Source organism: Agrobacterium sp. YIC 4121, assembly GCF_002008205.1.
Lineage (GTDB): Bacteria > Pseudomonadota > Alphaproteobacteria > Rhizobiales > Rhizobiaceae > Agrobacterium > Agrobacterium leguminum.
In genome coordinates, this window is sequence record NZ_MRDI01000024.1 from 28,311 (window position 1) to 41,593 (window position 13,283).

General features: G+C 60.1%; 12 protein-coding genes. 4 read left to right on the forward strand and 8 right to left on the reverse strand.

The window, feature by feature from the left end; translation table 11 throughout:
• Window positions 1–6: 6 nt before the first annotated feature.
• From BTE54_RS20890 to BTE54_RS20925, 8 genes are all read right to left on the reverse strand, one after another.
• Window positions 7–1,002 (reverse strand): hypothetical protein, encoded by a 996-nt coding sequence (locus BTE54_RS20890; protein WP_078053858.1) that lies wholly within the window; start codon window positions 1,000–1,002, stop codon window positions 7–9.
• A 159-nt stretch (window positions 1,003–1,161) separates the two neighbouring features.
• The gene (locus BTE54_RS20895) at window positions 1,162–2,031 is read right to left on the reverse strand and encodes a sugar phosphate isomerase/epimerase family protein (RefSeq protein WP_065657738.1); all 870 of its coding nucleotides are present in this window, start codon (window positions 2,029–2,031) and stop codon (window positions 1,162–1,164) included.
• A gap of 66 nt (window positions 2,032–2,097) precedes the next feature.
• A complete protein-coding gene (locus BTE54_RS20900) occupies window positions 2,098–2,763 on the reverse strand; it encodes a nucleoside triphosphate hydrolase (protein WP_078053859.1) in 666 nt (221 codons plus the stop codon).
• A 26-nt stretch (window positions 2,764–2,789) separates the two neighbouring features.
• The gene (locus BTE54_RS20905) at window positions 2,790–3,638 is read right to left on the reverse strand and encodes a sugar phosphate isomerase/epimerase (RefSeq protein WP_078053860.1); all 849 of its coding nucleotides are present in this window, start codon (window positions 3,636–3,638) and stop codon (window positions 2,790–2,792) included.
• A 1-nt stretch (window position 3,639) separates the two neighbouring features.
• Window positions 3,640–4,635: an ABC transporter permease gene (locus tag BTE54_RS20910; RefSeq protein WP_078053861.1), complete on the reverse strand. Its 996-nt coding sequence runs from the start codon at window positions 4,633–4,635 to the stop codon at window positions 3,640–3,642.
• The gene (locus tag BTE54_RS20915; RefSeq protein ID WP_065657734.1) at window positions 4,632–5,648 is read right to left on the reverse strand and encodes an ABC transporter permease; all 1,017 of its coding nucleotides are present in this window, start codon (window positions 5,646–5,648) and stop codon (window positions 4,632–4,634) included. The genes BTE54_RS20910 and BTE54_RS20915 overlap by 4 nt, the downstream gene beginning before the upstream one ends.
• On the reverse strand, window positions 5,641–7,131 hold the full coding sequence (locus tag BTE54_RS20920) for a sugar ABC transporter ATP-binding protein (RefSeq protein WP_078053862.1): 1,491 nt from the start codon (window positions 7,129–7,131) through the stop codon (window positions 5,641–5,643). The genes BTE54_RS20915 and BTE54_RS20920 overlap by 8 nt, the downstream gene beginning before the upstream one ends.
• A 117-nt stretch (window positions 7,132–7,248) precedes the next feature.
• Window positions 7,249–8,226 carry a substrate-binding domain-containing protein gene (locus tag BTE54_RS20925; RefSeq protein WP_003521644.1) on the reverse strand — a complete coding sequence of 326 codons (978 nt, stop codon included), beginning with the start codon at window positions 8,224–8,226 and terminating at the stop codon, window positions 7,249–7,251.
• Between the two features lie 238 nt (window positions 8,227–8,464).
• Here BTE54_RS20925 and BTE54_RS20930 point away from each other — a divergent pair, with 238 nt between their 5' ends.
• The 4 genes from BTE54_RS20930 (at window position 8,465) to BTE54_RS20945 (ending at window position 13,222) form a co-directional block, all read left to right on the forward strand.
• Window positions 8,465–9,544, forward strand: coding sequence for a LacI family DNA-binding transcriptional regulator (locus tag BTE54_RS20930; protein ID WP_078053863.1), 1,080 nt, complete (start codon window positions 8,465–8,467; stop codon window positions 9,542–9,544).
• Window positions 9,545–9,625: 81 nt separating this feature from the next.
• Window positions 9,626–9,955 carry a tetratricopeptide repeat protein gene (locus BTE54_RS20935; protein ID WP_078053864.1) on the forward strand — a complete coding sequence of 110 codons (330 nt, stop codon included), beginning with the start codon at window positions 9,626–9,628 and terminating at the stop codon, window positions 9,953–9,955.
• A gap of 151 nt (window positions 9,956–10,106) precedes the next feature.
• On the forward strand, window positions 10,107–11,990 hold the full coding sequence (locus BTE54_RS20940) for a sigma-54-dependent Fis family transcriptional regulator (RefSeq protein WP_078053865.1): 1,884 nt from the start codon (window positions 10,107–10,109) through the stop codon (window positions 11,988–11,990).
• Between the two features lie 158 nt (window positions 11,991–12,148).
• Window positions 12,149–13,222, forward strand: a complete 1,074-nt coding sequence (locus BTE54_RS20945) for a 2,3-butanediol dehydrogenase (RefSeq protein ID WP_003505729.1) — start codon at window positions 12,149–12,151, stop codon at window positions 13,220–13,222.
• Window positions 13,223–13,283: the final 61 nt, after the last annotated feature.

Below are 13,283 nucleotides of genomic sequence, written 5' to 3' on the forward strand. Positions count from 1 at the left end.
GTGCAATCAGTCGGCAGGGCTGGACAGAACCTTTCCGTCCCTGCCCTGCACGATATCATGCGACGGAACCGGTGGAGCATCGGCAGCCGGCAGGGGCGGGATTATCAACCACGCGCCGGGATAGTCGTTGCGAAGATGCCGGGGATTGTAACGAATACTGGTTCCGGCGGCATGGTGAAGCGTCCCGAGCTTTGCGTCTTTTGACAGGACACCTCTTTTGATCTCGTGGAGTTTTCGCTCGCCATCAAGGGCAAGCGTTGCCTCGGAAAGATCGAAACTGTCGATGTGAACGGTCTGGCCCTGAGCCGTATCGAGAACCCATCGATCGGAATCGACGAAGCCATCAATATAGACATTGCCGGTGGAGGCACGCAGGGACGTGCCTTTCGGCAGGGTGATGCCGTCGACAACATTACCATCGGAAAGAGTGCAGTTGCTGAAAGCGGAGATGCCGCCATCGGGAGAAAGATCGAATTCCACCGGTTGCGTCGCATCGCAGCGCCAGCCGCTCTGGGTGGTCACGCCGTTGCCGGTGATCCGCATGGTCTGCGGGGTAAAGCCCACCGTTTCATAATTCTCGTTGGTTTTTATCGAGATGTAACGGGCGATTTCGACGGCATCGATATCCGCCACCCGCACCGGATGCGGAAACACGGCCCGGTCGAAGGCTTCCCTGTCGTTGGCAATGGCCAGTTCGAGTTTCGTGCCCTTGGGCATATCGATCTGGCCAAGACGCGCCGGCTCGAGCAGTTCCGGCCGATGGCTTGCCTTCCTCTCTTTGTCGTAGGCGCGCATCTGCAGATAAAAATCACCGAACCGAAAGAGGGTGAAAAGCGCGACGGTGGTTACCAGTCCATAGGGCAGGATCATCGGGCGTTTCCAGCGGCCTGCCACATATCGTACGAACAGCAGGAACGTCCAGACGATCCATACGAAGGTCGTGATGAACAAGAAGGCAAGGAGAAGCAACGCTTCGACGGACGGGAGTGCGACAGGGATCATGCAAACCAATGGTCTTGGGCGGATCGTATTGATCCCGAAGAGACATCCGTGCTTTAGCCCACAAGCGGTTATCTTTTCAACTCGGCGATTGCGGGCGAACATGGCAGTCGCTGCCCGGGCGACAGATGGCCGCCGCCCGGTCAATGCGCTTATCAGCCATCAGCCGCCAAGCACGAAACGGGAAAATGCCAGGGCATTGCGGGCATCCTCGTCCATTTTCGCGAGGTCGGCGCCGCCGCTGAGATCGCGCCACACCTTGATGTCGGAGCCGATCGTGCCGCCCGTCTTGACGAAAGGCTCCATGACGACCGCGCCGGTGTAATTGATATCGCGAAGGGCGAGGCCGATTTCGTGCCAGGGCATCCTGCCCTTGCCCGGTACGCGGCGATTGCTCTCGCCGGTATGGAAATGCCCCAGCAACGGGCCGGCCGTGCGGATGGCCTCACCAAAGCTGTCTTCCTCGATGTTCATGTGGAAGGTGTCCAGCATGACTTTCACGTTGTTCTTGCCGACATCCTTCACAAAAGCGACGCCCTCGGCCGCCGTGTTGAGAACGTGGTTTTCGAAGCGGTTGAGGACTTCGATGCACAGGTTGATGCCGAGATCATTGGCGAAATCGGCAATGCCGTGAATGCCCTCGACGCCGCGCGCATAATCGCCCGCCTTGTCGACCGGCTGCGAATAATCGATTGGCCAATAGGAATGCAACGCGCCGCCGATGGTGTGGATGTCTAGCTTGGCGACATTGGTAAGGGTGCGTTCAAAGAACGCCTTGCCGGCTGCACGAACCGCGGCATCCTCTGACGACAGGTTCTTCGTTTTCGAAGGGCCGATGCCGGCGGTGAGGATGATGCCGTTATCCTTTGCGCTCTGCCTGATGACGGCGAGTTCGGCGTCGCTGTATTCATTGATGTGGTGGGCGGCGACTTCGATGATATCGAAACCGAGCTTGGCGACCTTCTCGATATAGGGGCCGAACTTGGCGCTCCACTCATGTTCCCAGTAGGAATAATAGATGCCGTGTTTCATGGGGGTCTCTTTCGCTTTTCTGTTTCGCTTGACTTTGGATAGGAAGGCGCAGCCCTTCAGGAAGGTTCAGGACGCGGAACTGCTTCCCGGATTTCCGATGCGAATATCCGGCTCCGTGCTCGTCGACGTGATGAAGCGGCCGTTGGGGAGATCGTTTTCCTCCACCTTCCGGTTGATCTCGTCTTCGCCGAGACCGAAGCTTCGCCAGCGGTCCCGCAGCCGCGCACGCAGATCGTCTTCGTCGACATCAACGAAAATCGTGAGATCGAAGATCGACTTGAGGCGATCCCATGGCGACTGGCCGGCGAGGAGATAATTGCCCTCGCAGACGATGATATCGACGGATTTCGGGATCAGGCGGCCGCCGGCGCGGGCGATCTCGATGGCGCGGTCAAAGACGGGAACGGCAACGACATCATCCTCATTGGCCTTCAGGCGCTCAAGCATGTGGCGCAGGCCGTGGGCATCGAACGTATCGATGGCGCCCTTGAAGGGACGGCGTTTCATCTCTTCCAGAACGGCATCGTCATAATGAAAGCCATCCATCGGAAACAGTGCGGCCGATACGCCTTCACCTGCGTTCAACGCATCGACAACGCATTCGGCAATGGTTGATTTTCCCGATCCGGGGGCACCGGCAATCGCAATCATCACACGCCGGCCCTTTGACCCTTCCAGTCGCTGGAGGGCAAGGCCCGCAATCTCGCGGGCATTATCGTCAATAGTGTTCAAGGTGCTTGCCCCGATAATGAGTGCTTTCAGAAAATGCGGTACTGGTGTGCCTTGTCGCGCAGAAATGCGAGGCCCTTATCGAGAACCTCATCGGCGCTGGGCGCAACCGGCCGCCAGGTGGAAATCGCGCCGGCCATCTCCCTGGGCATCGCAGCGAAGCTTTCGAGCGTCAGCACACCCTTGAAGCCGATGGCCGCGAGCGCAGAAAACACCTCGTCCCAGGCAACATTGCCGCAACCCGGCGTGCCGCGGTCGCTTTCCGACATATGCATGTATTTCAGATGGTTGCGGGCGGCGATGATGCCGTTGGCAATGCCCTTTTCCTCCATATTCATGTGGAAGGTATCGAGATGGATGAAGACGTTGTCGGCACCGATGCGCTCCACCAGCGCCACCGCCTGTTCGGCGGAATTGAGCAGATGGTTTTCGTAGCGGTTGACGGTCTCGATGCCGAATTGCAGGCCGAGTGTTTTTGCGTGGCCGACAGCCCTGGAGAGCGCCCTTGTCAGATTGTCATATTCGCCTTGTGTCGGCGGAAATCCGGTTCGCTCATTTGTGCCGCCATAGGTAACACCTGTCAGCGCCTCCGCGCCCATTTCTGCGGCCTTGTCGAGCGCAGCATTCAGATGGTCGATTGCCGCGTCGGGGCGCACGGACGCCCAGGCGGGCTCCGGCAGCACCAGCGAGCAGACGGCACGCAAGCCGTATTTCTCCAGCAGAGCGCGCGTGTGTTTTGCATCGACGGCAGGGATATCGATAAGCGGAATCTCGATGAAATCCTGACCGTAATCCGCGGCAGCGGCGATGGACCGTCTGGCGTTTTCATTGTCCCATTTGAGAGACCACATCATTGCGTGAACACCGAAGCCTTTCACGTCATACCTTCTTTCTGAGAGATGCGAAGTAGCTTGAAAACAGGCCGCGCGCCGCCATGACGACAATCATCAGCACACCCCAGAGCGCCGTTGCCAGATGCTGGTTGGCACCAAGAAGATTGAGGCCGGACGACAGGAGCTGCAAAACGATCAGCGCGACGAAGACCGGCAGCACCCGACCGAAACCGCCGAACGGATTGATGCCGCCGAGAAAGGCCGCCAGCACCGTGATCAGCAGATAGGATTCCCCGTGGCCGACACGGACGGAGTTGAAACGGGCAAGCATGATGATGCCGGCAACCGCACACATCAGGCCCGAGAGCGTGTAGACGAGGACCTGAATCTTGCGCGTATTGAGGCCGGAATAACGCGCGGCTTCGATGTTCGAGCCGATCATCAACAGGCCGAAGCCGAGCTTGGTTCGGGTCAGCAGCACATGCCAGAGGCCGACGCAGACGGTGAAAATCAGAAGTGGGATCGGCAGACCGAGAAGTGTGCCGTGACCGAGCGGCGCCATATAGGTGGGGAAACCGGAAACGTCTCCGCCACGGGTGAGAAACTCGCCAAGGCCGCGCAGGAAAATCATCATCGACAGCGTCACCAGAATGGGGTGCGCGCGGGTGTAGGCAATCGCCGCCCCCGTCATCGCGCCGGCAGCGCCGCCGGTGACAAGTGCGGCAAGGCAGGCGAACAGGAAGGCACTCGGCGGCGCATCCACCCCGCCATGGGCCTGCAACACCCAGGCTGCGGCGAGACCCGACAGATTGGCGGCGAAGGTGACGGACAGATTGATGCCGCCCGTCAGCAGCGGCAGCAGCATCGCCAGTGTCAGCAGGCCAAGTTCCGGCAGCTGGAAGGCGACCGAACCGAATGTCGCGAGCGAGAGAAAGTTATCGGCAAAGGTTCCGAAGATGAGCATGACCGCGACAAAGGCAATCACCGGCCCAGCCATGTCGGCACCGAAAATCGCGTTGAATTTCCGAACGAGACTGCTCATCGCTGTGCGCTCCCCTTCTTTGCGGATGTCCGTAAGGCACTCGGCAAAAGCTTGTCGAAGCGGGTGGAAGAAAGCGTGATGGCGATGAGGATGATGGCACCGACGATCATCTTGAAGGCAAAGGGAGAAACGCCCATCAGGTTAAGACCGTTCTGGGTGATCGACACCATCAGCACCCCGAGCACGCAGCCGATGACGGAGCCCTTGCCGCCGCCAAGCCGCGCGCCGCCAAGCACGGTTGCGGCAAGAACATCCAGCTCGCGGCCATAAAGCGCGTTCGGCACCACCTCCTGCGCATAATGGGCCTGCATGAGCCCGGCAATGCCCGCCATCAGGCCAAGCCAGCCGAAGGAAATATAGTGCATGGCGCCGATATTGATGCCGAAGCGGCGTGCGCCTTCCGGATTGTCGCCGAATGCATAAAGTTTGCGCCCGACGGTGGTGCGCGAAATCATGAACCAGGTGGCGAGGCAGCAGAGGATCATGACCACGACGGGCAGCGTCAGCTCGACCCAGGAACCATCGGACATCTCGCGCTCGTAAAACACCACGCGCGTCGACAGCCATTCGGGCAGGTCGTAGATCGAAACGCCCTTGGTGAAGAACATCAACAGCCCGAAGAAGATGTTGAAGGTGGAGATGGTCGCGACGATGGAAATGATGTTGAGCCGCCAGACGAGGAAGGCGTTGACGAAACCGAGACCAAGGCCAACCGCGCCGGCAATGATGAAACCTTCCGCCCAGTTGCCGCCGCCGAGCGCATTGAGCGCCAGCACCGTGACATATTGAACGACGGAGGCGGCGACCGCGAAGGAGATGTCGATACCGCCCGAGATCAGCACCACGAGCAGGCCGACCGCGAAGATGATGTTGACCGCCGAGACATTCAGCACATCGAAGGCGTTGGAAATGGTGAGGAACCGGTCGGTGGCGAAGGACAGTCCCGTGCAAAGCAGCACCATGACGACAAGCAGCGTGAATTCGGTCGTATGTCCGAGAATGAGCCTACGCATAGATGGCGGACTCCAGTTCGGTCAGCGACAGGCGTCGCGGATCATAGGTGGCGTGGAACCGGCCTTCGACCATGTGGATGACCCTGTCTGTATTGAAATAAACTTCCGGCGGCTCGTCGGAGATCACGATGATCGAAAGACCTTCTGCGGCGAGCTTGCGGACGATTTCGAAGATGCCGGCGCGGGCGCCGACATCGACCCCCACGGTCGGCGCATCGAGGATGAGGATTTTCGGCCCGATGGCCAGCCACTTGGCAATCGCCACACGCTGCTGGTTGCCACCCGAAAGCGTGCGGATCGGATCTTCCGGCAGGCCGATCTTGACGCCGAGCGCCGAAATCCAGCGGGAAACGACATCCGCCTTTTTCGACGGTGAGATCAGGCCGCCGCTCAACAGCCGGTCCAGAGAGGCCATGACCAGATTGTCGGCAATGGACTGCGGCTGGTTGAGGCCAAGCGACAGCCGGTCTTCGGAAAGATAGGCGACGCCCGCCCGGATCGCATCGCGGTTGGAATGAAAATCCACCTTCTTGCCGTCAATCAGGATTTCACCCGATTGCGGCCGATGCATGCCGAACAGCGTCAAAGCCAGTTCCGTGCGGCCGGCTCCCAAGAGGCCGGTAATGCCAAGCGTTTCGCCCCGCCGCAGATCAAACGAAACATCCTCGAACTCGCCGGCCCGGCTCAGCCCGCGCACCGAGAGAACGACGGGTTTGTCATCGTGATCGGCGGCAATGACGGCGCTGTCGAAATTACGGCCGGTCATCAGTTCGGTCACCCGTGACTGGGTCATGCCTTCGACGGGAAAGACACCGACAAGCGACCCGTCCCGCAAAACGGTTATGCGGTCTGAAATCTCAAGCACTTCCGCAAGGCGGTGCGAGACGAAGACGACCGCGACGCCGGAGGCCGACAGGTTGCGGACGATGTCGATCAGGTAATCCGTTTCCGACTGCGTGAGCGACGCGGTCGGTTCATCCATGAAAACCAGCCGCGCTTCCCCGACCAGCGCTCGGGCAATCGCCACGATCTGGCGCTGGGCGATAGGCAGTTCCTTGAGCGGCTTATCAAGATCGATCTCGACGCCGAGCCGGGCAAGCGCCTTTTCGGCCGCCTGCTCGATGGCACGCTTGTCGACCAGCCCGTATTTTCCATTCACCGCGTACTGGAAGCCGATATTCTCAGCCACCGTCATTTCATCGAACAGCGCCAGATCCTGCCAGATCACCTGGATGCCAAGCGATTGCGCAAGCGTCGGATTCATCGCGGTGATCTGCTTGCCGTCGAAATAAAGTTCGGCATCGCTTTCGGGCGTATAGACGCCTGTGATGACCTTGATCAGCGTGCTTTTACCGCAGCCGTTTTCGCCGGCAAGGCAATGCACTTCACCCGGATTGACCTCGAAAGAAACACCCTTCAGCGCGCGGACGCCGCCGAAGGTGACTTTGACATTTTTGAGGGACAGGAGCGGTTCTGCGCTCATGATAACGTAAATCTCCTTCGCCGCGGCAGCATTGCAGACGTGGCGCTCGGCATGTTTTCCAGATGGGACGTCGCGCGAGTATCACACCTCGCGCGACGCCCTCGGCCTTGGGGAGGATCAGAGGCCCATGGAAACGAGCTTGTCGATGCTTTCCTTGTCGATCTTCAAAAGCTGGTCGACGACGATGGTGTTGCCCTCGGGATTGATGGTGCCGAGACCTTCGATATTGTCGCCGGCCTTCGGTGTCTCGCCCTTGGCGATACGGTCGGCGAGGGTAATGAAGACTTCACCGGCCTGTTTCGGGTTCCACATGAAGCCGCCCGTCAGCGCCCCCGACTTGATGAGCTTGGCGCCCTGACCCGGCGAGAACGGGCCGATGACGAAGACCTTGCCATCCTTGCGCCGCTCTTCGACGGCACGCCCGGCGCCGATCGGCCCCTGCGAACCGAAGGCGAGGAAACCGCTCAGGTCGGCATTGGCGGACATCAGGTCAAGCGCCGTCGAACGGCTCTTGTCGAGGTCCTCCGCCACGCCGTAGCGATCGCCGACGAGCTTCATGTCGGGGTAATTCGCCTTGATATAGGCGATGGCGGCATCAGCCCAGGCATTATGAAGCGGAACCGTAAGCGAACCGACGAAGACGGCATAGGAGCCCTTGCCGCCCATCTTTTCCGCCAGAAGCTTGCCATGCGCTTCACCAAAACCCTTGGCGGAAGCCAGTTCGAAATCCCAGTCGGCGCCGAGCTGCTTGGGCGATTCATGGGTGATGACCTTGATGCCGGCAGCCTGGGCCTTTTTCAGCACCGGCTCCAGCACCTTCGCATCATTCGGCACGACACCAATGAAATCGACCTTCTGGGCAATCAGGTCTTCGATGGCACGGACCTGCAGCGCCGGGTCGGCGCTGGTCGGGCCGACCATGAAACCGTCAACGCCGAGCTTCTTGCTCTGCTCCTTGATGCCGGCCTCCATGGCGTTGAACCACGGAATGCCGCCGATCTTGACGACAACGCCCACCTTCGGCCCTTCGGCAAAGGCTGCGGACGAGAGCAGCGCGAGCGACAGGCCGACCGCTGCAGCAATAATTTTCTTCATGATGTTCCTCCTCAAAAAATTAGGCAAACGAAACCCGCCGCAGCCATTTTTCATCTGGCGCGTTCAAAATTTCTCATCTCGCTTATTCGAGACTCTCCCTTGCCACTCCCACAGCAACCATCTTGCACAATCGATATTGCCAAGTTGCACAATCGATGGTGCAATAACCATAACATGAAGCGCCCTTCCGTCAAGGGGATGTGTGCTCTAATAATCGGAATCAGTTGGGGAGATCGCAGTGACGGGTATAAGTTCCAAGAAAGCCACCATTTATGACTTGTCGATATTGTCGGGCGCATCAGCCTCGACAGTGAGCGCGGTGTTGAACGGATCGTGGCGCAAACGGCGGATTTCGGAGGAGACTGCCGACAAGATTCTCTCGCTCGCCAAGGCGCATCGCTACACCACCAACCTGCAGGCCCGCGGCCTGAGGAGTTCGAAATCCGGTCTCGTCGGGCTTCTGGTGCCCATTTATGACAACCGGTTCTTTTCATCGATGGCGCAGACCTTCGAGGGGCAGGCACGCAAACGCGGCCTGTCGCCCATGGTGGTCTCCGGACGGCGCGATCCCGAAGAAGAACGCCGCACCGTGGAGACACTGATCGCCTATTCCATCGATGCCCTCTTCATTGCAGGCGCGACCGATCCCGATGGCGTGCACCAGGTCTGCGCCCGCGCAGCACTGCCGCATGTCAATATCGACCTTCCCGGAAAATTTGTACCCTCGGTCATTTCCGACAACAGGCACGGTGCGGAAATACTGACATCGGCGATCCTTGCCCATGCGGAAAAAGGCGGGCCTCTCGGCCCTGACGACGTCATCCTGTTCGGCGGTCATGATGACCACGCCAGCCGCGAGCGTATCGACGGCTTCCACGCCGCCAAGGCCGCATATTTCGGGGCGGAGAGCGGAGACGATATCGAGATCACCGGCTATTCACCGCATATGACGGAGCTGGCATTCGAACGCTTCTTCGAGCGCAGGAGCCGCCTGCCCCGCTGTTTCTTCGTCAATTCATCGATCAATTTCGAAGGCCTGCTTCGTTTCATGGGGCGTCATGATGGCGAGGCCTTCGGCGACATCGTTGTCGGCTGCTTCGACTATGACCCGTTCGGGTCATTCCTTCCCTTCCCGGTCTATATGATCAAACCCGATATCGCGCAGATGCTTGAAAAGGGTTTCGAACTGCTGGAAGAGAACCGGACCGAGCCGGAAGTCACCATCATCGAACCGAAGCTCATTCCCCCACGAACCGCTCTCGAGGGCCCGCTCGACGACATATGGGACCCGGTTGCATTGCGTCGCATGGCGAAGTGACAGCGCGAAATCCCGCTTGACCTCAACTGCGCTCGAGGTCGTACCGATTGCATGGTGCTTCACCATTGCAACGGGACAACGATGATCGAAAAACTCATGAGGATGCTGGAAGACGGACGGGACAGTCCGCTCCTGCGCTTTTCAATCGCAAAGACGCTCAAGGCGGCCGGGCAGTTCGAAGATGCTGCGCTTCATCTCCAGGAGGCCATCCGGCAGGATCCCGACTATTCGGCGGTTTGGGCCGAACTCGGCGAATGTCGCGCACGGCTGGGAGATGGCGACGGCGCCATTGCGGCGTGGGTGGAAGGCATCGCGGTGGCCGTCAGGCGTGGCGACATTGAGGCAAAGAGGCAGATGGAGGTCCGGCTGCGACGTTTGCGGTCACGCGCCCTGAAGGGCGTCAGTTTATGAGACGGGCATCACGGGCGCAACTCGGCCGCGTCGTTGCCAGCACAATCGAGCCCATGCGCTAAAAAATCGCCGGAAGGTTAGCCAGATTTCATAAAACTGGCTATGATCGCCGGAAAAATCACGGGAGGCGGCTGTCGAGGGCCGGTGATTTATGGGTTTTTCGGATCACATCAAGGAAATCGAGCACGTCGGACAGGGCAGGAATACCGGTCGGGATGCGGTGGTGCTCGAATCCTGGCGGCGTTGTCTCGACACCTATCAGCTTGATCCGGCCAAGGCCCGCGAAGCCGTCATCGTTTCCGAAACATGCCTGCGCGAGCATCGCCAGCGGGCTGAAGACCTCGTCCACATCGCCCGTTCCGGCCTGGAGCGGCTGTATCGGCAGGTGGCCGAGCAGAATTACGTTCTTCTTCTGTCGGATCAGCAGGGGGTGACGGTCGAGTTTCTGGGCGACCCGTCATTTAACAACAATCTGCGCAAGGCCGGGCTTTACCTAGGCTCGGAGTGGTCGGAACCGCGCGCCGGCACCTGCGCTGTCGGCGCCTGCATCGCCACCGGCGAAGCGCTGACGATCCACCAGACCGATCATTTTGATGTGACGCATACGCCGCTTTCCTGTACCGCCGCCCCGATCTACGATACCCAGGGCGCACTCACCGCCGTACTCGATATTTCGCTGCTGAGTTCCCCCATCCTCAAGACGAGCCAGAACATGGCGCGCCATCTGGTTTCATCGACCGTGCGAAGGATCGAACTTGCAAATCTGATGGCCAGCAGCCGCCATGATCTCGTGCTGCGCTTTGCTGGCGCGCCCGAATTTCTGGATGTCGACCCCGAAGCGGCCCTGTCCGTCGATGGCTCCGGCCGGATAACGGGCATGACGCACGCCGCCGCCCGCCTTCTCGCCGCATCGCGCGGGCTTGACTGGCGCCTGCCGGAACGCCTCCTCGGGGAGCGGGTAGAGGCGTTTTTCGAGGCCGGCTTCGATGAACTCGCCTCCCTCACCCGATCAAGCCTGCCGCAGGAGAGGCGCATCGTCGTGAAGGACGGCACTGTGCTTTATGCGCACGCGATCGAACCGCAACAACACCGGTCGACCGTGCCGCTTGCCCGTCCAAAATCCCAGCCGGTCATGGAAGAGATCGGCGGCGATGGGCCGGCGGTTCGAAACCTCAGGCGCAAGGTGGAAAAACTGGCGCCCGCAAAACTGTCGATCCTGCTGCAGGGCCAGACCGGAACCGGCAAGGAACATCTCGCCCGCATCATTCATGACGCCAGCGGCGTTTCCGGCCGCTTCGTCGCCGTCAATTGCGCCGCCATTCCCGAACAGCTGATCGAAAGCGAATTATTCGGCTATCTGCCGGGAGCCTTCACGGGCGCGCTGGCAAAAGGACGCAAGGGGCTCGTGGAAGAGGCACAAGGCGGAACGCTTTTCCTCGACGAAATCGGCGACATGCCGTTTGCGGCACAAAGCCGGCTGTTGCGCGTATTGGCCGAAGGCGAGATCCTGCCCGTCGGTGGCTCCACCCCCCAGAAGGTGGATTTCAGGGTGATTTCCGCATCGCACCGCCCGTTGAGCGACATGGTGCGGACAGGAGATTTCCGCGAAGACCTCTATTACCGCCTGAATGCGGCTGTGTTGACCTTGCCCGCACTAAACGAGCGCGATGATTTCCCCTGGCTTCTCGATAAGATTCTGGAAAAACATGGGCTGCCCGGTCGTCCTCTCACACTTTCCAACGCAGCGAGGATGTCGATCCTTGGCCATCGCTGGCCCGGCAATATCCGCGAGCTGGACAATGCGATAGCCTTTGCCGCCGCCCTTTGCGACGACGGGGTGATTACGGTGGAAGACCTTCCCGATCATCTTGCCGCCACCGCATCAGCCCCGATGATTGACAGTCGCGGGGCCGATCTCGGCGCGCTTCTGGCGGCCTGCAACGGCAATGTGTCGGAGGCCGCACGCCGGCTCGGCATCGATCGCACGACGATGCACCGGCGAATGCGACGCCTCGGCATCGGAAAACCTCACTAACAGGTGAGGCATATGCCACGGCTGTTGCGCCACAGCTGTGGCGTCATACAAAACCGGCATTCTCGTAGAACCCCGCAATTTCAGGCTTCCAGCACGGCAAACCGTGCTGGCACGGGCATTGCACCTTCTCTGGCATCAGGAGCCATCGAGGAGAAAACATGCGCGCGCTCAGATTTCATGCAGCCAGGGACCTGCGGGTTGAAGACATTCCCGAGCCGAAACGGCCGGGGCCGGGGCAGGTTCTCGTCCGCAACCGGTTCGTCGGCATCTGCGGCACCGATCTGCATGAATATAGTTACGGTCCGATCTTCATCCCCACCGAACCGCACCCCTTTACCGGCGCACATGGCCCGCAAATTCTCGGTCACGAATTCGGCGGTGTCGTGGAGGCCATCGGCGAAGGCGTCACCTCGGTCGGCGTCGGTGATCGCGTCTCGATCCAGCCGCTCATCATGCCGCGATCCGGTGACTATTTCGCCGACCGTGGCCTCTTCCATCTGAGCACGCAGCTGGCGCTGGTCGGTCTCAGCTGGGAAGGCGGCGGCATGGCGCAGGCAGCACTCGTCAACGAATATAACGTTCAGAAGATTCCCGACGAGATGACAGATGAAGAGGCCGCACTCGTTGAACCCTCAGCGGTTGCTGTCTATGCCTGCGACCGCGGCGGCGTCACCGCCGGCAACAGCGTTCTGGTCACGGGCGCCGGCCCGATCGGCATGCTCACGCTTCTGGCCGCGCGTGCGGCCGGCGCTGCCCAGCTCTTCGTGTCCGATCTCAATGATGCCCGCCTTGAGCTTGCCCGCAGCATCGTCCCCGACGTCATCACTATCAACCCAAAGCGCGACAATGTCGGTGATGTCGTGCGCGCGGCAACGGAAGGCAAGGTCGGCTGCGATGTCGCCATTGAATGCGTAGGCAATGAACATGCGCTCAAGGCCTGCGTCGATGCGGTGCGCAAACAGGGCGTCGTCGTACAGACCGGGCTGCATCCGCATGAAAACCCGATCGACTGGTTCCAGGTGACATTCCGCGACCTGGAGATCAAGGGCTCATGGGCCTATCCGACCCATTATTGGCCGCGGGTCATCCGACTCATCGCCTCCGGCCTGCTGCCGGCGACGAAGATCGTTACCAAGCGGATCACGCTCGATACGGCCGTGTCTGAGGGCTTCGATGCCCTGCTCGATCCCGCCGGCACTCATCTGAAGATCCTGATCGATCTTTCGAAATAGGCTTTCCGCCTCCGCATGCCGGGAAGAGGAGCCCGGTATGCGGGAGCCGTTGGCTTTCGGG